Origin of the sequence: Pseudomonas sp. Bc-h, assembly GCF_002080045.1 — a bacterium.
In the GTDB taxonomy this organism is placed as follows: Bacteria; Pseudomonadota; Gammaproteobacteria; order Pseudomonadales; family Pseudomonadaceae; genus Aquipseudomonas.
The window spans coordinates 215,208-238,294 of sequence record NZ_MUIN01000003.1 but is presented as its reverse complement, the minus strand read 5'-3'; the positions used below and the strand labels follow the sequence as shown (position 1 = coordinate 238,294).

19 protein-coding genes are annotated in these 23,087 nt (G+C 58.8%); 9 read left to right on the top strand and 10 right to left on the bottom strand.

Annotation, left to right across the window (positions count from 1 at the left end; genetic code table 11):
* Positions 1–40 precede the first annotated feature (40 nt).
* The 3 genes from pstA to BWR59_RS05795 all read right to left on the bottom strand — a co-directional run bounded on the left by pstA (position 41) and on the right by BWR59_RS05795 (position 5,182).
* Positions 41–1,711 carry a phosphate ABC transporter permease PstA gene (gene pstA / locus BWR59_RS05805; RefSeq protein ID WP_081564693.1) on the bottom strand — a complete coding sequence of 557 codons (1,671 nt, stop codon included), beginning with the start codon at positions 1,709–1,711 and terminating at the stop codon, positions 41–43.
* Between the two features lie 15 nt (positions 1,712–1,726).
* Positions 1,727–4,012, bottom strand: a complete 2,286-nt coding sequence (locus BWR59_RS05800; protein WP_081564692.1) for an ABC transporter permease subunit — start codon at positions 4,010–4,012, stop codon at positions 1,727–1,729.
* A 198-nt stretch (positions 4,013–4,210) separates the two neighbouring features.
* Entirely contained in the window at positions 4,211–5,182 is a 972-nt protein-coding gene (locus tag BWR59_RS05795; protein WP_081564691.1) for a phosphate ABC transporter substrate-binding protein PstS family protein, read from the bottom strand.
* A 506-nt stretch (positions 5,183–5,688) separates the two neighbouring features.
* Here BWR59_RS05795 and BWR59_RS05790 point away from each other — a divergent pair.
* Positions 5,689–7,038: a hypothetical protein gene (locus BWR59_RS05790; RefSeq protein WP_081564690.1), complete on the top strand. Its 1,350-nt coding sequence runs from the start codon at positions 5,689–5,691 to the stop codon at positions 7,036–7,038.
* 50 nt (positions 7,039–7,088) lie between these two features.
* Here BWR59_RS05790 and BWR59_RS05785 read toward each other — a convergent pair whose 3' ends face one another.
* Positions 7,089–8,393 carry an MFS transporter gene (locus BWR59_RS05785; RefSeq protein WP_081564689.1) on the bottom strand — a complete coding sequence of 435 codons (1,305 nt, stop codon included), beginning with the start codon at positions 8,391–8,393 and terminating at the stop codon, positions 7,089–7,091.
* A 380-nt stretch (positions 8,394–8,773) separates the two neighbouring features.
* Between BWR59_RS05785 and BWR59_RS05780 the strand changes: the two genes are divergently transcribed.
* Both BWR59_RS05780 and BWR59_RS05775 read left to right on the top strand, forming a co-directional pair.
* Positions 8,774–9,175, top strand: a complete 402-nt coding sequence (locus BWR59_RS05780; protein WP_037016781.1) for an acyl-CoA thioesterase — start codon at positions 8,774–8,776, stop codon at positions 9,173–9,175.
* 100 nt (positions 9,176–9,275) lie between these two features.
* Positions 9,276–10,187 carry a D-hexose-6-phosphate mutarotase gene (locus BWR59_RS05775; protein ID WP_081564688.1) on the top strand — a complete coding sequence of 304 codons (912 nt, stop codon included), beginning with the start codon at positions 9,276–9,278 and terminating at the stop codon, positions 10,185–10,187.
* A gap of 158 nt (positions 10,188–10,345) precedes the next feature.
* Here BWR59_RS05775 and BWR59_RS05770 read toward each other — a convergent pair whose 3' ends face one another.
* The 5 genes from BWR59_RS05770 to BWR59_RS05750 all read right to left on the bottom strand — a co-directional run bounded on the left by BWR59_RS05770 (position 10,346) and on the right by BWR59_RS05750 (position 14,007).
* Positions 10,346–10,882: a DUF3299 domain-containing protein gene (locus tag BWR59_RS05770; RefSeq protein ID WP_081564687.1), complete on the bottom strand. Its 537-nt coding sequence runs from the start codon at positions 10,880–10,882 to the stop codon at positions 10,346–10,348.
* 81 nt (positions 10,883–10,963) lie between these two features.
* Complete coding sequence (locus BWR59_RS05765) at positions 10,964–11,209, bottom strand: GlsB/YeaQ/YmgE family stress response membrane protein (protein ID WP_081564686.1); 246 nt, start codon at positions 11,207–11,209, stop codon at positions 10,964–10,966.
* Positions 11,210–11,302: 93 nt separating this feature from the next.
* The gene (locus tag BWR59_RS05760) at positions 11,303–12,385 is read right to left on the bottom strand and encodes a 5-(carboxyamino)imidazole ribonucleotide synthase (protein WP_081564685.1); all 1,083 of its coding nucleotides are present in this window, start codon (positions 12,383–12,385) and stop codon (positions 11,303–11,305) included.
* Positions 12,386–12,392: 7 nt separating this feature from the next.
* A complete protein-coding gene (purE, locus tag BWR59_RS05755; protein ID WP_081564684.1) occupies positions 12,393–12,884 on the bottom strand; it encodes a 5-(carboxyamino)imidazole ribonucleotide mutase in 492 nt (163 codons plus the stop codon).
* Between the two features lie 211 nt (positions 12,885–13,095).
* Complete coding sequence (locus BWR59_RS05750; protein WP_081564683.1) at positions 13,096–14,007, bottom strand: LysR substrate-binding domain-containing protein; 912 nt, start codon at positions 14,005–14,007, stop codon at positions 13,096–13,098.
* Between the two features lie 221 nt (positions 14,008–14,228).
* Here BWR59_RS05750 and BWR59_RS05745 point away from each other — a divergent pair, with 221 nt between their 5' ends.
* The 6 genes from BWR59_RS05745 to BWR59_RS05720 all read left to right on the top strand — a co-directional run bounded on the left by BWR59_RS05745 (position 14,229) and on the right by BWR59_RS05720 (position 21,964).
* Positions 14,229–15,653 (top strand): aspartate ammonia-lyase, encoded by a 1,425-nt coding sequence (locus BWR59_RS05745; RefSeq protein ID WP_081564682.1) that lies wholly within the window; start codon positions 14,229–14,231, stop codon positions 15,651–15,653.
* A 250-nt stretch (positions 15,654–15,903) separates the two neighbouring features.
* On the top strand, positions 15,904–17,358 hold the full coding sequence (locus BWR59_RS05740; protein WP_081564681.1) for an alanine/glycine:cation symporter family protein: 1,455 nt from the start codon (positions 15,904–15,906) through the stop codon (positions 17,356–17,358).
* A gap of 30 nt (positions 17,359–17,388) precedes the next feature.
* Positions 17,389–18,393 (top strand): asparaginase, encoded by a 1,005-nt coding sequence (locus tag BWR59_RS05735; protein WP_081564680.1) that lies wholly within the window; start codon positions 17,389–17,391, stop codon positions 18,391–18,393.
* Positions 18,394–18,640: 247 nt separating this feature from the next.
* Complete coding sequence (locus BWR59_RS05730; protein ID WP_081564679.1) at positions 18,641–19,633, top strand: AraC family transcriptional regulator; 993 nt, start codon at positions 18,641–18,643, stop codon at positions 19,631–19,633.
* Between the two features lie 160 nt (positions 19,634–19,793).
* Positions 19,794–20,822 carry a histone deacetylase family protein gene (locus BWR59_RS05725; protein ID WP_081564678.1) on the top strand — a complete coding sequence of 343 codons (1,029 nt, stop codon included), beginning with the start codon at positions 19,794–19,796 and terminating at the stop codon, positions 20,820–20,822.
* 29 nt (positions 20,823–20,851) lie between these two features.
* Positions 20,852–21,964 carry a polyamine ABC transporter substrate-binding protein gene (locus BWR59_RS05720; RefSeq protein ID WP_081564677.1) on the top strand — a complete coding sequence of 371 codons (1,113 nt, stop codon included), beginning with the start codon at positions 20,852–20,854 and terminating at the stop codon, positions 21,962–21,964.
* A gap of 139 nt (positions 21,965–22,103) precedes the next feature.
* Here the strand turns inward: BWR59_RS05720 and BWR59_RS05715 are convergent, their stop codons facing one another.
* A complete protein-coding gene (locus BWR59_RS05715; RefSeq protein ID WP_143490771.1) occupies positions 22,104–22,985 on the bottom strand; it encodes a bestrophin family ion channel in 882 nt (293 codons plus the stop codon).
* Between the last annotated feature and the right edge of the window lie 102 nt (positions 22,986–23,087).

Here is a 23,087-nt window from a genome sequence, read left to right as displayed (position 1 = left end):
CGAGTCGTCAACCTGGCCTCAGGGACGACGCCGTTATCAATCAGCTATCCAGCGCTTTGTACTTCTCGCGCAAGTGGTTGCGGATGGTCACCGCCGACAGGTTCAACAGCGCGATCACCAGCACCAGCAACAGCGCCGTGGCGTACACCAGCGGGCGCGCGGCTTCGACGTTGGGGCTCTGGAAGCCGACGTCGTAGATGTGGAAGCCCAGGTGCATGATTTTCTGGTCAAGGTGCAGATACGGGTAGTTGCCATCCACCGGCAGCGAGGGCGCCATTTTGACCACGCCCACCAGCATCAACGGCGCAACCTCACCGGCAGCACGGGCGACCGCGAGAATCAGGCCGGTCATCATCGCCGGGCTGGCCATGGGCAGAACAATCTTCCACAGCGTCTCGGCCTTGGTCGCGCCGAGGGCCAGCGAACCTTCGCGCAGGGTCAGCGGGATACGCGCCAGCCCCTCTTCAGTCGCGACGATCACCACCGGCACTGCCAACAGCGCCAGAGTCAGCGACGCCCACAACAACCCCGGGGTGCCAAACGTCGGCGCTGGCAGCGCTTCAGGGAAAAACAGCTGGTCGATCGAGCCGCCCAGCACGTAGACGAAAAAGCCCAGACCAAACACGCCGTAGACAATGGCCGGCACACCCGCGAGGTTATTCACGGCGATACGGATCAGCCGCGTGACCGGCCCCTGACGGGCATACTCACGCAGATAGACCGCCGCCAGCACGCCAAAAGGCGTAACGATTACGGCCATGATCAGGGTCATCATCACCGTGCCGAAAATAGCCGGGAAGATGCCGCCTTCAGTGTTGGCTTCGCGGGGGTCGTCGCTGAGGAACTCCCAGAGTTTCTGGAAGTAGAAGCCCAGTTTGGTGCCGACACCCATGGCGTTGGGCTGATAAGCGTGGACGACCTTGCCCAGACTGATCTCGATCTCTTTGCCGTTGGCATCACGAGCGGTCAGGCTGTCGCGATTGAAATCGGCGTGCAGTGCGCCCAGGCGCGACTCGATTTCCTTGTAGCGCGCATCGTACTCGGCGCGCTCGGCTGCCATGTCGGCCTGAGCCTCGGGGTTGAGCTTGCCATTGAGTTCAAGCTTGCGTGCCTGAAGACGCAGGCGTTCGATGCCGTGGTTGATCGCGCCGATGTCGGTCTTTTCCAGCCCGTTCAGTTCGTCCGAAATCTTCTGCACGCGCTTGATGCGCTCCTGCAGTTGCGGCCAGGCAGCTTCACCCTCCGCGACAACCTTGCCATTCTCTTTGACGTTGACCAGATAGCCGTAGAAGTTGCCCCACTCGCGACGCTCGATCGTCATCAGTTCGGCGGGCATGTTCTGCTCGGTCAGCCACTCGCCCACGACCCAGCTGAAATCGCTGGGGTTGATGTCGCGGTTGCCGACCTTGAACAGGTCGCGAGTCATGAATTCAGGGCCTTGGTCCGGCACCGGCAGCCCGGCGCCCTTGAGTCGGGCACGCGGGACTTCCTCGGACTGCACCAGCTCGCCGACCAGCACATGTTTGTCCTGCCCTGGCACGCCGTATTGAGCGGAAATGACATTGGCGGGCCAGAAATGCCCCAGGCCCCGCACGGCAATCACTGCCAACAGGCCAATGGTCATGATCACGGCGATGGACACCGCGCCCGCGCTCATCCAGACGCCGGGGGCGCCGCTTTTGAACCAGCTCTTCAGGGAGGTCTTTTTCATCTGTTTCTACCTGCCCTAAAGAGACGAATACTTCTTGCGCAGGCGCTGACGAATCAGCTCCGCCAAGGTATTCATGACAAACGTGAATATCAGCAGCACCAAGGCTGCGAGGAACAATACGCGGTAATGACTGCCGCCTACTTCCGACTCCGGCATCTCCACCGCGACGTTGGCGGCCAGCGTGCGCATGCCCTCGAACAGATTCATGTTCATGATCGGCGTGTTGCCGGTGGCCATCAGCACGATCATGGTTTCGCCCACAGCGCGGCCCATGCCGATCATCAGGGCCGAGAAGATGCCGGGGCTGGCGGTCAGGATCACCACGCGGGTCAAGGTCTGCCACGGCGTGGCGCCCAGCGCGAGCGAACCGAGGGTAAGCCCGCGAGGCACGCTGAATATGGCGTCTTCGGCAATCGAATAAATGTTGGGGATGACGGCAAAGCCCATGGCCAGCCCGACGACTAAAGCGTTGCGCTGGTCGTAGGTGATGCCCATATCGTTGGTGATCCAGGAGCGCATGTCGCCGCCGAAGAACCAGTTCTCCAGGTGCGAACTCATGCCCAGGGACACCCAGCCCACCAACAGGATGACCGGAATCAGGATGGCGCTTTCCCAGCCATCGGGAACGCGCAGGCGCAAGGACTCAGGCAAGCGTGTCCACAGGAACCCCGCCAGCAAAATCCCGATCGGGGTAAAGATCAACAAACTGAAGATGCCCGGCAGATGCCCTTCCAGATACGGCGCCAGAAACAGGCCGGCAAAGAAACCCAGAATCACCGTCGGCATGGCCTCCATCAGTTCGATCACCGGCTTGACCTTGCGACGCATGCCCGGGGCCATGAAATAAGCGGTGTAGATGGCTGCAGCCACGGCCAGCGGTGCTGCCAGCAGCATGGCGTAGAACGCGGCCTTGAGCGTGCCGTAGGTCAGCGGCGCAAGACTCAGCTTGGGCTCGAAATCACTGTTGGATGCCGTGGACTGCCAGATGTACTTGGGCTCGTCGTAGTTTTCATACCAGACCTTGTCCCATAACGCGCTCCAGGAGACTTCCGGGTGCGGGTTCTTCAGGTTCAACGGCAGCAACTTGCCGCTGTCCTCGACGATGATGCGGTCCGCACGAGGCGACATTCCCATGACGGCAGGGCCCCTGGCGACCGGGTCGATCAGCAGCGTGCGATGGGCGGTACTGTGGAACACCCCCAGCTTGCCTGCGGTGTCCATGGCGATGAAGCCCTTGCGACGCTGCTCTGCGGTGATCTGCGAGATCGGCGCGCCGCCCATCTTGAAGTCGCGGATGTGCTGCAAACGCATTTCGCCATCGACGTCACGGGCCATGAACCACTGCGCGATGTTGCCCTTGGAGCTGCCAATCATCAGCGAGATACCGCCCACCAATTGGGTGCTGGCGGTGGTTTCGGCATTGGCATCTTCGAGCAGCTTGTAGCGGCCATTGAGCGTGCGGTCGCGCAGGTTGAAGACGTCGGCCTGAGCGCGGCCGTTGATGACATACAACCATTGCTGACGCGGATCGACGTAGATCGCCTTCACCGCCGCCGACAATTGCGGCAGATCGATACGGCTTTCTTCATGGGTGGTTTCACCAGTCATCATGTTCTCTGCCTGGGTCAGGGACAGAACATGCAGCTGAGCGCCAGTGGCGCCCGCGAGAATCAACGTGGTATCGCTGGCATTGAGATTGACGTGCTCAAGCGCCCTCCCTTCTTCGTCCAGCACCAGCGGCGTTTCGCCGTAGGGCCAGGTAATGGTCGGGGTGATGGTTTTCTTGTTGTCCGGGTAGGTGATCGGATATGCGTGCTTGAACACCAGCACCTGGCCGTTCGACAGGCCCACCGCTATCAGCGGCTTGCCCGGCTGATCCTGGGCAACCGAGGTGACATGAACGCCAACGGGCACTGGTAGGGTCAAACGGGACAGTTCGCTGCCGTCGCTGATATGGAAGAACAGCGCTTCGCCCTTGTCGGACACGCGCATGCCGACCTGATTCTGCTCCTCGATGACGAGCACCATCGGCTTGCCGGCATCTTGCATCCAGGCGGGAGTTTGAACGTTTCGGGGGGTCAGCTTTGCGCCCTGAAACAGGGGAAATACGACGTAGGCGAGATAAAAGAAGATCAACGTGATTGCGGCCAGCACAGCGAGACCACCCACCAGCACGTACCAGCGCGTCAGACGGTCCTTGAGCGCACGAATACGACGCTTGCGTTGCAGCTCCGGCGTATTGAAATCAATGCGCTCGGGTGGGGATTTTTCGGTCATCGATGAATTGGCCAAATCATTCATGCGCACACCCTAGCCACTCTGTATGACAAATACATTACAGCGCGGTGACGCAAAAAAGCCCGTCGCCCCGGAATCGTGGCAACGGACTGCTCATTGTTTCGCGAGCCTCGTTCCATAAGGCCTTTTTGTCTATCGGCGGGACGAACCTGCCACCCCGCTTCCGGGTTGTCCTGCCAGCGATAATGCTCGCTGCCGTTCTTATAGCCCCAGATCAGCCAATGACTTGCTGACGACCTTGGCTGGTAGAGGAATGTACCCGTCTTTCATGACAACTTCCTGACCTTGTTTGGACAGAACCAGTTTGACGAATTCGGCTTCCAGCGGGTTCAGCGGTTTGTTCGGCGCCTTGTTCACATAGACATAAAGGAAGCGCGCCAGCGGATAAGTCCCGTTCAACGCGTTGGCTTCATTGTCCTCAACGAACTCGCCGCCCTCTTTTTTGGCCAACGGCACGGTGCGTACGCTGGACGTTTTATAACCAATGCCTGAGTAGCCGATGCCGTTCAAGGAGCTGCTGATGGAGCTGACCACTGAGGCCGAGCCCGGTTGCTCGTTGACGTTTGGCTTGAAGTCGCCTTTGCACAGGGCTTCTTCCTTGAAGTAGCCGTAGGTCCCGGATACAGAGTTGCGACCGAACAGCTGAACGGACTTGCCTGCCAGATCGCCAGTCACGCCGACATCACCCCAGGTCTTGGCATCGGCCTTGGCGCCGCACAAACGGGTCGCCGAGAAGATCGCATCGACCTGCTGCAGCGTCAGGCCCTTGATCGGGTTGTCCTTGTGCACGAACACCGCCAGGGCATCGACCGCTACCGGAATCGCCGTCGGCTTGTAGCCATACTTCTGCTCGAACGCCGACAACTCCCCGTCTTTCATCTTGCGACTCATCGGGCCCAGCGTCGCGGTGCCCTCGGTCAGCGCAGGTGGTGCCGTCGAGGAACCGGCAGCCTGAATCTGAATGTTCACGGATGGGTATTCTTTCTTGTAGGCCTCAGCCCACATGGTCATCAGGTTGGCCAGGGTATCCGAACCAACGCTGGACAGATTGCCCGACACGCCTGAGGTTTTGACGTATGGCTTGATCGCAGGATCAACCGCCGCAATGGCATTGGCAGCGGCAACGCTGGCGGCGACAAAGGTGAGTGCAGTCATAAAACGCTTGAGTGTCATACCTGGCTCCTGGCGAGGTCGGAAGGGTCGGCCGGTGGTCCGTGATGGCCATGTGACTACTTTATGGCGAGATTGTGACAAGTAGATGAACGCTGAGCAGCCATTTCGACGCGCTTGTCGCACCTTAAGCCACAGGTTATTTAATCGCTGGATCTGCGGGCTGGGCAATGAAGAATAATGCAATTCGATCTGACTAATAAGCAAACAAAAATCAGGTCATCTTGAAATACGTTAAGCACCAAAATCTTCTTGAACGTTACGCAGCAGCATTGAGGAAGTCCAACTCACCTAGCACCAGATTTAATGAAACAGCTGAGGCTTCACTGAGAGCTATTGATTAGCGCAATAACCCGTGAGCATTTTATTTCTAATCAATATAACCGGAGCACCTAATTGCAACTACAGTTTTTTGAGTGACGCTACCCAAAACCAGTTTCAACCTCAAAGACCTAAACTCAACCCAACAGAGTGATGGCAAAACGAGGAATAGATAAACAAGGATAAAAATGGACATAACACCTCTGGACCACAAGCTCCAATCTATTGAAAAAGAACGTACAAAAGAAATCGCCCCATCCTATCGCGTAGCCGAGCTTGATACCAGCTTTGGCAACAATGGAAGGCTGATGCTTAAACTAGGTGATCGCCCTGGTGGGCCAGCTAAGAGCATTGTTCGATGCCACTCGGAAACGCATTTGTATTTAGCGAGCTTTCAAGGCTTCGCTGCCCCTGACTACCCTGTTTCCGGCATTGCGAAATTTAATGATAAAGGCGAACTAGAAAGCTCGTTCGGCGACGGCGGCTCCAAGGAGTTTCGCTTCGGCTACTCGGACGGCTACTGCATGATTGACGGAATCTACGAAACTGCCAACGGAGACATATTCGTTTGGGGGGTTTACTCCCCCTCAACACAACCTATCTATATCGTCTCAAAGCTACTCAGCGACGGAGCTGCAGATCCTAGCTTCGGCAAAGATGGCCACTGTCATCTTAACCAGTTGTTAGCCCCTGACATACCGGAATTATTTTCCGTGGGACCGATGACCGTAGTTGTACACTCCGACAACACCGTAACATGTGCAATTCGGACCAAAAGCTCACCCCAGGTCAGCTATATAGTCAGACTGACATCTTTAGGCGTACTCGATAACAGTTTTCAAAACGGAGGCAAACTCGAAATCGTCACCGGCGGCCACGCTGGACTAAGCGGTGTCGTAGGGACGACGCAAAGCGAGTACATTTTGGCATTCGGAACCAGTCGTACGGATTCGAAAATCGCAGGTTTTATAAAGATGCTAGACCGGAGGGGGGAAACGGTTCGCAGCTTCGGCGAAGATGGCGTCGCCTACATTAGCTCAGGCGTACTGACGACCCTATCAGACGTAGATGTAGACATTAATATGCAAAAATTCACCGCGGTCGGTTACGTCTATGTCGAAAAACTATTGCGCTACAGCAGCATGATCATGAGGTTCAATATCGACGGTATCCCTGATAAAACGTTCAACAACGGAGAGCCGGCAATTTATTCGTTTGGGTCCAAACTGTTGGATTTCTGGGCAGCCACAAGCTCACGTATCAGCACGGCGACCCCGTCCACGGACCAAATTTTATGCATTGGAAACGCAGAGGACCAAACCCCTGATGGAGAACGCTGGAACATGATAGGGAGATTCCTTGCTAGCGGCAAACCTGACGACTCTTTCGGAGGTGATCTTCATTTTTGCACACTAGACGAAAATACGTCCGTCTCAAGCGCAACGTCAGCAAACAGCTTTGTCGTGACTGGCGATAACCAGATCTTGTGCGCTGCGCGATACAACAACCAGGCCGCGATAATCGCTCTGAAGGTGTAACGGCACATGTCGCGGACAGTTACGATTGTCTATCCGCGACCATCGGCTGCTCATCCCAATGGATTGTTATCTCTTCCCCTAAGCAGATAAACCCCGATCACCATCCCTAACCCGCACAAAATCGCCACGTACCACGCAGGCCCCATCGGGTTGGCCTTGAGCATCAGCGTCACGACCATCGGTGTCAGGCCACCGAAGATTGCGTAAGCCAGGTTGTAGGAGAACGACAGCCCGGAGAAACGCACCACGGGCGGGAATGCCTTGACCATCACGAACGGCACCGCGCCGATGGTGCCGACGAACAGGCCCGTTATCGCATAGAGCGGATACAGCAGATCCGGGTGGTCACCCACGGTGTGGTAGAAGGTCCACGAGCTGATCAGCAGACCCAGCGAGCCAAACAGAAACACCAGGCCCGCACCGAAGCGATCAGCCAGCGCACCTGCGCCGATGCAACCCAGGCTTAGCAGGACGATGGCCAGGCTGTTGGCTTTGAGGGTGACAGCAGGTGCGAAACCGTATGAAGTTTGCAGCAGAGTCGGGGTCATCAGGATGACGACAACCACACCGGCCGACAGCAGCCAGGTCAGGGCCATCGACAGCACGACGGCGCCGCGGTGGTCACGCAATACAGCCTTGAGCGGGACTTCCTCGGCCAGTTGCTTGCGCAGCTGAAGCTCAGCAAAAACCGGCGTCTCGTGCAGCCAGCGGCGCAGGTAGACAGACATCAGACCGAATACACCGCCGAGCAGGAAAGGAATACGCCAGGCGTAGTCCGAAACCTCGGCGGGGGTGTAGAGGCTGTTGATCCAGGTGGCGACCAGCGAACCCAGCAAAATCCCAGCGGTCAGACCCGACGTGAGGGTACCGCAGGCGTAACCGACGTTACGTGCGGGAACGTGCTCGGAAACGAATACCCACGCACCCGGCACTTCGCCACCAATCGCGGCGCCTTGAATGACGCGCATCAGCAGTAATAAAAGCGGCGCCCAGATGCCGATCTGCGCATAGGTCGGCAGCAGACCCATGATCAGCGTTGGCACGGCCATCAGGAAGATGCTCAGGGTGAACATTTTCTTGCGGCCCAGCAAATCACCAAAGTGCGCCATGACGATGCCGCCCAGTGGGCGAGCCAGATATCCGGCAGCGAAAATGCCAAACGTTTGCATCAGGCGCAGCCATTCGGGCATGTCTACCGGGAAGAACAGCTTGCCGACCACCGCCGCGAAGAACACGAAGATGATGAAATCGTAGAATTCCAGCGCGCCACCGAGGGCGGACAGCGACAGGGTTTTGTAATCGTTGCGGGTCAGTGGGCGCGAAGGCTGCGCGGCACTTGAAGGCACAAAGGACATGACAATGGCTTCTCTTTTGAGGCTCTCTCGGGGCGAAAAATCAACAGCGATGCAGCCGCGGGTAACGGCTGTGCACGCGATTTCTCGACTCGAAGATGTAATCGGGCATCAAAATTGCGTGCCAATAACGGCGTAGTGCGCCAAATCGGTTCGGCACGATAGCAAATTGCGCGCGAATGCACATGGATTGCAACGTGAGGCCGGCAAAATCGGAACCCGGCGGTCGTCTCATGACGCCCGGCCCGATATACTTGCCGACCGCGACTCAACCGGTCTTTTCAGGGAATTTGTGCGAAGCCATTTAACCAAGTCGTTTTCGCAGAGTTTCCCTTTTTAACGCAGTGAAGACTTTGAGAGTCATGGGTCAGAGGGACCCCGGCATGATTGAGCTCGAACAAGAAGATCCGATTCCACAAGGTGATCTCGCGTTGCAGATCACGGCACTTCCACGCGAAACAAACGGCTTTGGCGATATCTTCGGCGGCTGGCTGGTTTCGCAGATGGACCTGGCAGGCACCGCGATGGCCAGCAAGGTTGCAGGCGGACGCGTTGCAACCGTCGCCATCGACCGTATGGCGTTTCTGGTCCCCGTGGCCGTGGGCGCGCAGTTGTCCTTTTATACCCAGACCCTGGAAATCGGCCGCAGCTCGATCCAGATGATGGTCGAGGTGTGGAGCGATGACCCGCTGTCCAGCGAATGGCGCAAGGTGACAGAAGCCGTATTCGTTTTCGTCGCCATTGACGGCAGCGGTCGTACCCGCTCGGTCCCGGCCAGACGCTGACATCGTTCGGCGTCGACTTCGTCGCACTTGGCAGGGCGCACTAAACTCATCAAGCTTGGCACAGTCTGATTCAGTCACTGTCCTTTGAGTGAGTACCCTTATGCCTACGCCAGAAGTCGAATCCATCCAGCTCGGTGAGCTCAATTGCTGGCGTATCCGCCACGGTCAGGCCGAACTGGTGGTCGCCCAGCAGGGCGCGCATATCGTCAGTTATCAAATCGATGGCGATCAGCCGCTGATCTGGTCCAACCCAGGCGCAGTGTTCAAGCACGGCAAGGCAATTCGCGGCGGCATGCCGATCTGCTGGCCCTGGTTCGGCAACTTCCAGCGCAACCCACAAAGCGTGCAGGCCATGCGTCAGAGCAGCGAACCTGCCAACGCCCACGGCGAAGTTCGCGCCCTCGACTGGGAGTTGATGGGGATGGGTGAGGACGGCGATGCACTGATCGTCGAATTCATTCAGCCGAAGGCCGAAGGGCATCTGCCAGGCTGGCCGCATACCGTGGGCCTGAAGCTGCAGATTCGCCTGGACTCGGCATTGAATGTCAGCCTGGTCAGCTTCAATGCAGGCCCTGAAGATGTGACCTTGAGCCAGGCGCTGCACAGCTACTTCGCAGTCAGCGATATCAAACAGGTCAGCATTGAGGGCCTGGACGGTGTCAGCTATCTGAATACGCTGGAAAGCTGGGAAACACAGAACGTGCAAGTGGGCGACATTACGTTCACCGGTGAGACAGATCGCATCTATCAGGACACACCTGAGCTGATTTCCATCGTCGACCCTGAGTGGAAACGCCGGATTCAGATCCAGACCATCGGCTCGAATTCATCGGTGGTGTGGAACCCATGGATCGAGAAGACCAAGACGTTAGGCGACATGCAGGCCGATGGCTGGCAGAACATGGTGTGTGTTGAGACCGCCAATGTCATGAGCGACATCGTGACGCTCAAGCCCGGTGACATGCACATGATGAGCGTGAGTATCTGGGCAGAGCCTTTGACGGACGATTGATAGAACTGGCGGGTGGTGCAGTTGTGGGAGAGAGCTTGCTCGCGATTACCGGGTAGCAGGCAGCGACAATGTGTCGCTTGTACCGTCATATTCGCGAGCAAGCTCCCTCCCGCAAGGTTCGCAGTGAACCAAAGATGGGTGCCTTCCAGCGCCAGCTCTTACAAATCCGCCTCAACCACAACCCGCACCTTCGAGGCATCCAGCGCGTAGGCCGCATCGGCCAGATCATTGCTGACCTTCTCGACCTTCAATGTGCCGATGACCCACAGCGGCGTGTAGATGTCGTCGATCTTCAGGCCTTTGGGGTAGCGCACCAGCACCAGTTGATTGGGCGGCGGTGGCGGCACATGAATGCAGGCGCCCGGATACGGGACCAGGAAGAACAGCGTGCTATGTCCTTTGGCATCGGTTTCCAGCGGAACGGGATAACCACCCAGGCGAATGTTCTTGCCGTCCATGGCCGCAACGGTTTTGGTGGAGTACATCACGGCAGGCAGGCCCTTGCTCTGCTTCAAACCACCCTTGCTGTCGAACGTACCCTGAGCTTCCGGGGAGTTGTGATCGATTTCGGGCATGGCTTCGAGGGCTTTCTGATCCGACTTGGGCATCAGTTCGAGCCAATCGGTTTCAGGGATGTCAGCGGCGCTTGCCAGTCCGCAGACCAGCAGCAAGGAAACGAGAAGAAGACGACGCATTACGTGGCTCGGCATGGAAGATTCAAGTGCCGGGCATTCTAGCCCCCTGCGCAGCATTAGCGCAGAGGGCCAGGATCAGTTTCATTTCTTTTTGATCATGCCGTAGATGACCAGCAAGATAATCGCGCCGATCAGAGCGCCCAGGAAACCCGCGCCCTCGCCTGCCTGATAAATACCCAGCGCCTGACCACCGTAGGTCGCGGCGAGCGAACCACAGATCCCGAGCACAATGGTCATGATCCAGCCCATGCTGTCGTCGCCAGGCTTCAGAAAACGAGCCAGCAGACCCACGATCAGGCCGATGAAGATGGTTCCGATGATTCCCATGCCATGCCCCTCTGTTTGAATGAATATGCCAAAGCCTAGTCGGCAATTGGCAACACGCTATGAGAGGGGCGCGGGGGATGAATGGTTCAACGCTTAACTCTTTATCAACGCCTCGACCAGCTTCACCTGGCGATCGAGTGTCGCGCGGTCCTTGCTGCGCACGTTAGCGTGTCCCACCTTGCGGCCGACCTTGAATGCCTTGCCATAGTGGTGCAGATGGCAGTCGTCGATGGCGATGACCTTGTCCACGGCAGGCACTTCGCCGATGAAGTTGAGCATCGCGCTCTCGCCCACTTTGGCCGTCGAACCCAGCGGCAGGCCGGCAACAGCGCGCAGGTGGTTCTCGAACTGGCTGCACTCGGCGCCTTCGGTAGTCCAATGACCGGAGTTGTGAACGCGAGGCGCGATTTCGTTGGCTTTCAGGCCACCGTCGACTTCGAAGAATTCGAACGCCAACACGCCAACGTAATCCAGCTGCTTGAGTACGCGACCGGCATAGTCTTCAGCCAGTGCCTGCAGCGGATGATCGGTGCTGGCGATGGACAGGCGCAGTATGCCGCTGTCATGGGTGTTGTGGACCAGCGGGTAGAAGCGGGTTTCGCCATCGCGAGCCCGGACGGCGATCAGCGAGACTTCGCCGGTGAACGGTACGAAGCCCTCCAGTAGGCAAGGTACGCTGCCCAACTCTGCGAAGGTATCGACCACGTCTTGCGGCTTGCGCAAGACCTTCTGGCCCTTGCCGTCGTAACCCAGCGTGCGGGTTTTCAATACCGCCGGCAGACCGATGCTGGCCACCGCCGCGTCCAGATCCGCCTGGGACTGGATGTCAGCGAAGGCAGGCGTTGGAATGCCCAGGTCCTTGAACATGCTCTTTTCGAACCAACGGTCGCGCGCAATGCGCAGGGCTTCGGCACTTGGGTAGACCGGGACGAATTGCGAGAGGAAGGCCACGGTTTCAGCCGGAACGCTTTCGAACTCGAAAGTCACCAGATCGACTTCATCGGCCAGCTGGCGCAGGTGATCCTGATCGCCGTAATCGGCACGCAGATGCTCGCCCAGCGCAGCGGCACATGCGTCCGGCGCGGGGTCGAGAAACGCGAAGTTCATTCCCAGCGGAGTGCCCGCCAGAGCCAACATGCGACCCAGCTGGCCGCCACCGATTACGCCGATCTTCATGAAAACCTCAGGCCTCGCGTGGGTCTGGATTGTCCAGAACGCTGTCTGTCTGCTCAGTGCGGAATTTTTTCAACACTGCATGGAATTGCGGGTGCTTGGCGCCCAGAATGCTGGCCGACAGCAGAGCGGCATTGATCGCGCCAGCCTTGCCGATCGCCAGGGTCGCAACCGGGATGCCTGCTGGCATCTGCACGATGGAAAGCAACGAGTCGACACCCGAGAGCATCGACGACTGCACCGGAACACCCAGCACTGGCAGGTGAGTCTTGGCAGCGCACATACCTGGCAGGTGAGCAGCACCACCGGCACCGGCGATGATCACCTCGATGCCACGACCTTCAGCCTCTTCGGCGTACTTGAACAGCAGGTCGGGCGTGCGGTGCGCCGAAACCACTTTGACTTCGTACGGAATGCCGAGCTTTTCCAGCATATCGGCGGTGTGGCTAAGGGTGGACCAATCGGACTTGGAGCCCATGATCACGCCAACCAGTGCGCTCATCGTCGTGCCTCTTCATAGGGCGCCCGCAGGCGCGTCTAAAAACAACAAGCCACGCGGGAAGACCGGCGTGGCTTGTCGTACGAATAATGACCGGTGCAACCGGCCAAAGGCCGCGCAGTATACCGCAAAGAGTTTCGTTTGACAGAACGCTGACGACCTCCTGTCAGCCAGCCGCTTGTAGCCTCCAGCCCCGTATTTACTGACTCCAAGGTCAGACCGCCGTCTGCGCCACGCCACCCTCAAGCTTGCGCCACAACAGCCGCACATTGGCCTTGCGGACCAGCGCACATCGATACAGCCGAATCTCCAGAGGCACGTGCCATTGTGTGCCGCCGCAAACTACAAGTTCGCCTCGTTCGAGTTCCGCGACAATGCTCAGACGCGGCACCCAGGCAATGCCCAAACCCTGCAGCGCCATGCCCTTGAGGCTGTCGGCCATCGCCGTTTCGTACACCGTCGTGAAACGCAGACTGCGTTGGCGCAGAAGCAGGTTCACCGAGCGCCCGAGAAATGCGCCGGCGCTGTAGGCCAGCAGAGGCACACTGAGCTCGCCTTCCAGATCGAACAGTGGTTTTCCATCGGCATCCGCCGAACACACGGGGAGCATTTCGGTCATGCCCAGATGCAGGGACGGGAATATTTCGGCGTCCATCTGCAGCGCCGCGTCCGGGTCGTAGAAGGCCAGCATCAGATCACAGCCGCCTTCGCGCAGGGCATGCACGGCGTCGCCGACGTTGGTGGCGACCAGCCGGGTCGCGATATTCAGCCCTTCGTTGCGCAACTGCGCGATCCAGCGGGGAAAGAAACTCAGCGCCAGCGAGTGAGCCGCCGCGATCTGCATGACCTCGCCCTGCCCGCTTTCCAGATGATGCAGATGGCGCAGCACTTCGCCGAGTTGGTCGACCACAGTCCGGGCCGTGACCAGAAACAACTGCCCCGCCGCTGTCAGCTCGATGGGCGTACGGGAGCGGTTGACCAGAGTCAGGCCCAGCGCGGCTTCGAGGCTGCGAATCCGTCGACTGAACGCCGGCTGCGTGACGAATCTGCGCTCCGCCGCCTGGGAGAAACTGCGGGTAGCGGCCAGCGCACTGAAGTCTTCCAGCCATTTGCTTTCCAGGTTCATCGTTCACTCCCAGCAAGGTGAATCGCGCTGCAGAAAATCCGGCGCCTTTTTGGAGCGCTGCCGTACAGCATTCATACGCTCGTCACAATCCGAACGTCACATCAACATTATGCCGTTTGTGCATAGGCTAGCGCTTAACAGCATTGGTTCGCAATCGGCCACAGGCCTAGTATTAAAGGCGTTCCGGCTTAGTCCGTGCCTCTCTTGAGACTTTCTCTATCATGTCCTCCGCTGCATCATTTCGCATCGAAAAAGACCTGCTTGGCGTCCTCGAAGTACCCGCTGAAGCGTATTACGGCATCCAGACGCTGCGCGCGGTACACAACTTTCGTTTGTCCGGCGTTCCAATCGCTCACTACCCGAAGCTGGTCGTGGGTCTGGCCATGGTCAAACAAGCGGCAGCCGATGCGAACCATCAGCTCGGTCACCTGAGCAGCGAAAAGCATGCAGCGATCAGCGAAGCCTGCGCACGTCTGATTCGCGGCGACTTCCACGAGCAGTTCGTGGTCGACATGATCCAGGGCGGCGCGGGTACGTCCACCAACATGAACGCCAACGAAGTCATCGCCAATATTGCACTCGAAGCGATGGGCCATGCGAAAGGCGAATACAAATACCTGCACCCGAACAACGATGTGAACATGGCGCAGTCGACCAACGATGCCTACCCGACGGCGATTCGCCTGGGTCTGCTGTTGGGTCACGACGCCCTGCTCGCCAGCCTCGACAGCCTGATTCAGGCGTTCGCCGCCAAGGGCCAGGAATTCAACCACGTTCTGAAAATGGGCCGCACCCAGTTGCAGGACGCTGTGCCGATGACCCTCGGCCAGGAATTCCGCGCCTTTGCCACCACCCTGACCGAAGACCTCAATCGCCTGCGTAGCCTGGCGCCTGAGCTGTTGACCGAAGTGAATCTGGGCGGTACCGCCATCGGCACCGGCATCAACGCCGACCCTGGCTATCAGCACCTGGCTGTAGAGCGCCTTGCAATCATCAGCGGCCAGCCTCTGGTTCCCGCGGCTGACCTGATCGAAGCCACCTCCGACATGGGTGCCTTCGTGCTGTTCTCCGGCATGCTCAAGCGTACTGCGGTCAAGTTGTCGAAAATCTGCAACGACCTGCGCCTGCTGTCCAGCGGCCCGCGCACCGGCATCAACGAAATCAACCTGCCAGCGCGCCAGCCGGGCAGCTCGATCATGCCGGGCAAGGTCAACCCGGTGATTCCGGAGGCCGTGAACATGTGCGCCTTCGAAATCATGGGCAACGACCTGGCACTCACCATCGCGGCCGAAGGCGGCCAACTGCAACTGAACGTGATGGAGCCGCTGATCGCCTACAAGATCTTTGACTCGATCCGCCTACTGCAACGCGCCATGGACATGCTGCGCGAGCACTGCATCGTCGGCATCACCGCCAACGAGCAACGCTGCCGTGAGCTGGTCGAGCACTCGATCGGCCTGGTGACCGCGCTGAACCCGTACATCGGTTACGAAAACGCCACCCGTATCGCCCGCGTCGCGCTGGAAACGGGCCGTGGCGTGCTGGAACTGGTGCGTGAGGAAGGCCTGCTCGACGACGTGATGCTCGCCGACATCCTGCGCCCCGAGAACATGATCGCCCCACGACTGGTACCCCTGAAGGCCTGATCGACCGCTCCCGTTTTAGCTGCAACATGATCACCAGGCTGAGGGCCTAGACACCCCTCACCCTTTTGAGGGCCGGAAGTAGACGCTTCCAGGCCCTTTTTTTTGCCCGGAATCATTTGATTCCGATCCCGGTCACACACCCATCGGCACACGCCCGCAGAGCGGTAAGCCAGCCAAAGCAACAACCGGATAAAGACTCCAATAACGCGCACCGGTATAGTGCGCCCCCTCTAAAAAGCGAGGAACACACATGCTTGAAGTCATCAACGACTTCCTCTCGGGAAAACTGCTGATCGTGCTCATTGTCGGGCTCGGTGGATATTTCACGATTCGCTCGCGTTTCGTTCAGTTACGTCACTTCTTTCATATGTTCGCGGTATTTCGCGACAGCCTGCGCAGCAGCTCGGGCCAGCTGAGTTCGTTTCAGGCACTGATGCTCAGCCTCGCCGGACGCGTTGGCGCCGGTAACATCGCAGGCGTCGGCATCGCGGTGACCCTCGGCGGGCCGGGTGCGGTCTTCTGGATGTGGGTCACTGCGCTGGTCGGCATGGCCAGCAGCTTCTTCGAATGCTCTCTGGGTCAGTTGTACAAACGTTGCGACGCCGAAGGGCAATATCGCGGCGGCCCCTCCTATTACATCCAGCACGGGCTGGGCAAACGCTGGCTCGGGATGATCATGGCGGTATTGCTGCTGGTGACGTTCGGTTTCGCCTTCAACGGCCTGCAATCCCACGCCGTGACGCATTCGCTCAACAGCGCGTTTGGCGTGTCGCCAGGCTATGCAGGGTTGGGTCTGGCGGTGTTGCTGGGGCTGGTGTTCGTGGGCGGTATCAAGCGCATCGCCGCAGTCGCTGACCTGCTGGTGCCAATCAAGACGCTGGTCTACATCGCAGTGACCGTTTACGTGATTGCCGTGCAGTTCGAACAGGTACCGCACATGCTGATGACCATCGTCAAAAGCGCATTCGGCATGGACGAAGTCTTTGGCGGCCTGATCGGCAGTGCCATCGTGATGGGCGTGAAGCGCGGCGTGTTCGCCAACGAAGCGGGTCTGGGCAGCGCGCCCAATGTGGCGGCGGTGGCCGAGGTTCAACACCCAATCGCTCAAGGCGTAGTTCAGGCGTTCAGCGTGTTTCTCGACACTTTCGTCATCTGCACCTGCACGGCCTTGCTGATTCTGCTGTCCGGGTTCTACACACCAGGCTTCGAAGGGGACGGCATCGCCCTGACCCAGAACTCGCTGGCGGCAGTCGTCGGTGACTGGGGCAAGCTGTTCATCAGTGTGGCACTGGCGTTGTTCGTGTTCACCTCGATCCTCTACAACTACTACTTGGGCGAAAACAGCCTGCGCTTCCTGATCGGCGAAAGCCGCAAGGCGTTGATCAGCTATCGTGCGCTGGTACTTGCGCTGATTCTGTGGGGTGCCGTGGAAGATCTGGGCACAGTCTTCGCCTTCGCCGACATCACCATGACGCTGCTGGCGTTCGTGAACCTGATTGCCTTGGCGATGCTGTTCAACATTGGTCTGCGCCTGCTCAATGACTACGATGCACAGCGTAAGGCCGGCATCGAGACGCCGGTGTTCGATTCCAGTCAGTTCCCCGACCTGGATCTGGACCTCAGGGCCTGGCCGAAACCGGGCCATGAACAGCCTGCCGTAGCACCTGACAAGACCAGCGCAAAAGCAGTCGTCGACGCCTCTTAATCATCCGAAAATCAATTTAGGGAGACAGGCATGAATCGCGAAAACCACGCACCGGCTCAGCAAGTGATGGTGCTCTACACCGGCGGAACCATTGGCATGCAGGCCAGCGAAAACGGCCTTGCACCCGCCTCCGGTTTTGACGCGCGGATGACGGAGCAACTGGCTGGCCAGCCTGCGCTGGTAGTGCCGCAATGGCAGTTTCGCGAAATGTCTCCCCTGATCGACAGCGCCAACATGACCCCCGATTACTGGCAGCGACTGCGCGAGGCCGTAGTCGATGCCGTTGAGGTGAACGGCTGCGACTCAGTATTGGTCCTGCACGGTACCGATACGCTGGCCTACAGCGCAGCGGCCATGAGTTTCCAGTTGCTGGGATTGAATGCGCCGGTGGTGTTTACCGGCTCGATGCTGCCTGCCGGTGTCCCGGACAGCGATGCCTGGGAGAACGTCAACGGTGCCTTGCAGTCACTTGGCAAAGGCTTGCCTGCGGGTGTGCATCTGTATTTCCACGGCGAACTGCTGCAACCGACTCGCTGCGCGAAGATCCGCAGTTTCGGGCGTAATCCGTTCGCGGCACTGAATCGCGCCCGTGGTGGCGAAGGGGTTTGCGATCTACCGGAAGCACTGGATTACCATCAGCCGAAACAACTAGTCAGCGTCGCGGTGCTGCCTTTGTTTCCCGGTATCGGCGCTGCGCAACTGGACGGGCTGATCGACAGCGGCATCCAGGGTCTGATCCTCGAATGCTTCGGCAGCGGCACCGGACCCAGCGACAACCCGGAGTTCCTCGCGAGCCTGCAACGGGCACGCGAACAAGGCATCTGCGTTGTAGCAATCACTCAATGCCATGAAGGAGGTGTGGAGCTGGACGTCTACGAAGCCGGTAGCCGCCTGCGCGACGTGGGCGTGTTGTCCGGCGGCGGCATGACCCGTGAAGCGGCGTTCGGCAAACTGCACGCGCTGCTGGGTTCAGGGTTGGCGCAGGATGAAGTGCGTCGCTTGGTAGAGCTGGATGTGTGTGGGGAATTGCGCTGAGGGCGCCGATAGTTGCCATCCGCGCACCATAAGGTCGGACTCGATCCTATGGGAGGGAGCTTGCTCGCGATTCAATGTTTCAGGCGATAGAGATTCGTGGCCTGTTTCCACTTTTTTTCGCGAGCAAGCTCCCTCCCACATCCCGCGGCCCGCGGCCAGAGTCAAGCGCGCGTTTTGAACTCTGTGATCACTACACCCGGCACACCTCTTGCTCCCTCTTCCGGTCAAAAACGATCGGAACGCGCTCATGCTTCATTCCCACCTCACCACCCTCAACGCTGTATCGCTGGTGCTGGAGACGTTTTCGGCTGACGGCTGGGGCAGCGAAGCGTTGCTGGCCGGGAGCGGGATCACTGAAGCGGATCTGAGTCGGCCGGATATCCGCATTACCACTTTTCAGGAAATGCAGGTCTGCGCCAACGCTGTCGCGCTGCGCAGGGAGATCGGGTTGCCGCTCGGACGACGGATGCATGTGTCGTCCTACGGGATTCTCGGTTACGCCTTGCTCACCAGTGCCACTTTCGGTGACGCCCTGCGCCTGGCACTGGAGTACCCCGCATTGCTCGGTACGCTGTTCGAGCTGAAGTTGATCGAGGACGGCGAGCGCATCTGGTTCAGCGCCAGCGACTATCGCGACGACGAGAGCCTGCGGATCTTCAACGCTGAGTTGTGCATGGCCTCGCTGAAAGTGATCTGCGACGACCTGCTCGGCAAATCGTTGCCCCTGCTCGATGCGCGCTTCGCCCATGATGCGCCGGATTATCAAGCCAGCTATCGCGAAAGCTTCGCCTGCACTTTGCACTTCAATGTCGCAGACAACGCCTTCGCGTTCGACAAGCGTTGGCTCGATCAGCCGCTGCCCCTCGCCGACCCGGTCACTCATCGCGATATGCGAGAGCGCTGCCGCCGGCAGAACATCGAGTTCACGGGCCGCCAGGCGTGGCTTGGGCGGATTAGACATCTGCTGTCGGACGCACTCGATCAAACGCCTGGCCTGGGGGTGCTCGCACAAAAGATGAACTGCTCGGAACGCACCCTGCGCCGACATCTGCAAGCCACCGGCAGCAGCTATCAACAACTGCTCGACGAGTTGCGCTTCGACCGCGCCAAGCAGCTGTTGCAGGACGATCAAATGCCGATTCATCGCATCGCCGAGGTGCTGGGCTTCAGCGAAACGGCGAGCTTTCGCCATGCCTTCATTCGCTGGAGCGGCGTAGCGCCGAGCCAGTTTCGGGTCTGATCACGCGCCTGCCTCGAAACAGGGCATCTCGCCTCATAAGGGGGCGATTTACGGACAGAGTTTATGGCCGTAATAATCCCCTTTTGGCCGTTTCCGTCGTTCTCTGAAAAGTCATCCGCCACAAGAATGTCGGACAAATTAGCCACAGGAGAACAAGAGAATGCTGACGATCTATTCAGACGATCACCATCTGCATCATGGCCGCTGCGAGTTGATCGACGGCAAGTTGATGCCCTGCTTCGAAATGCCATCGCGCGCTGATCATGTGCTGCAACGAGTCAAAGACCGCGAACTCGGTGCTGTCCAAGCCCCGCAGGATTTCGGCATCGCGCCGATCGAACGCATTCATACCCAGGCATTTCTCGAATTCTTCAAAGGTGCGTGGGCGCGCTGGGCCGAGACAAACCCGGAAGGCGATCTGCTGCCCTACACCTGGCCTGCGCGGACTTTGCGTTCGGTAATCCCGACCAGCCTGCACGGCCAGTTGGGCTACTACACCTTCGACGCCGGCGCACCGATCACCGCCGGCACTTGGCAGGCCGCGTACAGCGCAGCTCAGGTCGCACTCACGGCTCAGACAGCGATCCAGAATGGCGCTCATAGCGCGTTCGCCCTGTGCCGCCCGCCGGGACATCACGCTGCCAGCGACGTAATGGGCGGCTATTGCTACCTGAACAACGCCGCCATCGCCGCACAGGCATTCCTCGATCAAGGCCACAAAAAAGTTGCGATCCTTGATGTCGATTACCACCACGGCAACGGGACGCAGTCGATTTTCTATGCGCGCAGCGACGTGCTGTTCACCTCGATTCACGGGCATCCGGAAGCGGAATTCCCGTTTTTTCTGGGCTATGAAGATGAGCTGGGCGAAGGCGCCGGTGAGGGCTTCAACTTCAACTATCCACTGGCGGCCGGAAGCGACTGGACGCAGTGGAGCGCAGCGCTGGAGAAGGCCTGCGGCGAAATCGAACGCTTCGGTGCCGATGTGATTGTCGTGTCGTTGGGCGTGGACACGTTCAAGGACGACCCGATTTCGCAATTCAAACTCGACAGTCCGGATTACCTGCGCATGGGCGAGCGAATCGCGCGACTGGGCAAACCTACACTGTTCGTGATGGAGGGCGGCTATGCCGTCGAGGAAATCGGCATCAACGCCGTGAACGTGCTGGAAGGTTTCGAACGCGTCTGACACTCTCAATTCGAAGAAGAGCAACCACGATGAACAGACTCAAGCGTTTTATCGCCTCGACCCTCATCGCAACGTCGGGCGCGGCCATGCTCGGCGGTGCGGCGCACGCCGACGAGCAAAAGACCCTGCGCGTCTACAACTGGTTCGACTACATCACGCCGCAGACCCTGGAGAACTTCAAAAAGGACACCAAGGTCCCGCTGATCTACGACATTTTCGACACCAACGAAGCACTGGAAGCCAAACTTCTGACGGGCAATTCGGGCTACGACGTCGTCGTGCCGTCCAACGTGTTTCTGGCCAAGCAGATCGAGGCCGGCGTATTTCAGCCGCTGGATAAGTCGAAGCTGACCAACTATTCGCACCTGGACCCCAAGCTGATGAAGCTGCTGGAGGCCAACGATCCGGGCAACAAGTACGCGGTGCCATACATGTACGGCACCATTCTGATCGGCTTCAACCCGGACAAGGTCAAGGCCGTGCTCGGCGACAAAGCACCTGTGGACAGCTGGGATCTGATTTTCAAGGAAGAGAACATCAGCAAGTTGAAGCAATGCGGCGTGACCCTGCTCGACTCGCCTTCAGAGATTCTGCCGCTGGCCCTGCAGCATTTGGGGCTGGATCCGAACAGCAAGAATCCCAAGGACTACGACAAGGCGGAAGCCTTGCTGATGAAGATTCGTCCGTACATCACCTACTTCCACTCCTCCAAGTACATGGCTGACATCGCCAATGGCGATATCTGCGTGGCCGTGGGTTATTCGGGCAGCTTCTCGCAAGCCGCCAATCGCGCCAAGGAAGCCAAGAACGGCGTAGTGGTAGACATGCGTCTGCCCAAGGAAGGCGCGCCGATCTGGTTCGACATGCTGGCGATTCCGAAAGGCGCCAAGGATGTGGAAGATGCGCACACCTTCATCAATTACCTGTTGCAGCCGCAAGTGATCGCGCCGATCAGTGACTTCGTCGGTTACCCGAACCCGAACAAGGACGCTACCGACAAGGTGGATCCGGCGATCCGCAACAACCCGAACCTCTACCCGACCGACGAGGCCATGAAGACGCTGTATACGCTGACGCCGCTTCCCCGTGATGCAGAGCGCGCGCGGACGCGGGTCTGGACCAAGATCAAGTCGGGCACCTAGAAGCAAGCGACAAAGCTGATCGTGCCCACGCTCTGCGTGGGCATGCATGCCGGACGCTCCGCGTCCATTGTGTGACGCCGAGCGTCACGGGCGCCATTACCACGCGGAGCGTGGGAACGATCAGGACGCCGCTTGGGGCTTACCGCTGCTTTTCGGTGGCATCACGCAGCATCGAATTCAGATTCCCGGAGATGTTGGCGCACAGCGCCTTCATCTGAATCTCGTGCTCGGACGCCTTGAACGGGCTTTGCAGATCGGTGCCGATCTTCTCGATCGCCAGCAGCATGAAACCCACCACGGTTGAAGCCAGCGGCGTGAACCAGCCCAGCGTTTCAACCAGACCAATCGGCACGATGATGCAGAACATGGTGATGAACAGCCGCGGAAAGGTCACATAAGGATAAGGCAGCGGCGTATTGGCGATCCGCTCCATGCCGCCCTGGCAATTGGAGATTTCAACCAGTGTCGCTTCCAGCCGCTCAAGCCGAATGCTGTCCAGCCGCCCGGCCTTGTATTCGCCCGCGATAATCGCGGCGGATTCATTGAGGATGTCGTTGGGGAAATTATTGGTGCGCTTGCGACGGTCGTATTCTTCGCGCGGAATCATTGCGGTCACGTCCTCGCCGCAATCGCCCCCCTTCAAGTGCGCCGAGAGGCATTCCACGTAGGCCACGTGCCGACGCAGCAGTACAGCTTTGACCGGATTCAACTCCCCGTCGTCGTCGATCAGCGTCAGCACCTGCCGCGCAAAGCTGCGCGAATTATTGACCAGCGCACCCCACAACGTACGCGCCTCCCACCAGCGATTGTAGGCACTGGAATTGCGAAAGCTGGTCAGTACCACCAGCGCCGAGCCAAGCAACGTCAGCGGCATGGAGGGCAACGTGATCTTGCGTTCCAGGTACAGCATGAAGTCGACCGTGACGATGACATCCCAGATCAACAGCCAGAACAGCGACCAACCAATGTAGGTAAAGGTCCTGATCATGGCGCGGTATTTCTTGATGATCGTTTCCTGCAAAGGCCACCCCCGTTCATAAGCCAGCGATCGGGTACGGCAACATGCACAAACCCCATGGGGTTCGAATACAGATGCCCCATATGGTTCGCGCCTGAAACATTT

Coding starts and splice junctions, on each gene's coding strand:
- pstA (WP_081564693.1), bottom strand. CDS start 1,711: ATGAAAAAGACCTCCCTGAAGAGCTGGTTCAAAAGCGGCGCCCCCGGC.
- BWR59_RS05800 (WP_081564692.1), bottom strand. CDS start 4,012: ATGAATGATTTGGCCAATTCATCGATGACCGAAAAATCCCCACCCGAG.
- BWR59_RS05795 (WP_081564691.1), bottom strand. CDS start 5,182: ATGACACTCAAGCGTTTTATGACTGCACTCACCTTTGTCGCCGCCAGC.
- BWR59_RS05790 (WP_081564690.1), top strand. CDS start 5,689: ATGGACATAACACCTCTGGACCACAAGCTCCAATCTATTGAAAAAGAA.
- BWR59_RS05785 (WP_081564689.1), bottom strand. CDS start 8,393: ATGTCCTTTGTGCCTTCAAGTGCCGCGCAGCCTTCGCGCCCACTGACC.
- BWR59_RS05780 (WP_037016781.1), top strand. CDS start 8,774: ATGATTGAGCTCGAACAAGAAGATCCGATTCCACAAGGTGATCTCGCG.
- BWR59_RS05775 (WP_081564688.1), top strand. CDS start 9,276: ATGCCTACGCCAGAAGTCGAATCCATCCAGCTCGGTGAGCTCAATTGC.
- BWR59_RS05770 (WP_081564687.1), bottom strand. CDS start 10,882: ATGCGTCGTCTTCTTCTCGTTTCCTTGCTGCTGGTCTGCGGACTGGCA.
- BWR59_RS05765 (WP_081564686.1), bottom strand. CDS start 11,209: ATGGGAATCATCGGAACCATCTTCATCGGCCTGATCGTGGGTCTGCTG.
- BWR59_RS05760 (WP_081564685.1), bottom strand. CDS start 12,385: ATGAAGATCGGCGTAATCGGTGGCGGCCAGCTGGGTCGCATGTTGGCT.
- purE (WP_081564684.1), bottom strand. CDS start 12,884: ATGAGCGCACTGGTTGGCGTGATCATGGGCTCCAAGTCCGATTGGTCC.
- BWR59_RS05750 (WP_081564683.1), bottom strand. CDS start 14,007: ATGAACCTGGAAAGCAAATGGCTGGAAGACTTCAGTGCGCTGGCCGCT.
- BWR59_RS05745 (WP_081564682.1), top strand. CDS start 14,229: ATGTCCTCCGCTGCATCATTTCGCATCGAAAAAGACCTGCTTGGCGTC.
- BWR59_RS05740 (WP_081564681.1), top strand. CDS start 15,904: ATGCTTGAAGTCATCAACGACTTCCTCTCGGGAAAACTGCTGATCGTG.
- BWR59_RS05735 (WP_081564680.1), top strand. CDS start 17,389: ATGAATCGCGAAAACCACGCACCGGCTCAGCAAGTGATGGTGCTCTAC.
- BWR59_RS05730 (WP_081564679.1), top strand. CDS start 18,641: ATGCTTCATTCCCACCTCACCACCCTCAACGCTGTATCGCTGGTGCTG.
- BWR59_RS05725 (WP_081564678.1), top strand. CDS start 19,794: ATGCTGACGATCTATTCAGACGATCACCATCTGCATCATGGCCGCTGC.
- BWR59_RS05720 (WP_081564677.1), top strand. CDS start 20,852: ATGAACAGACTCAAGCGTTTTATCGCCTCGACCCTCATCGCAACGTCG.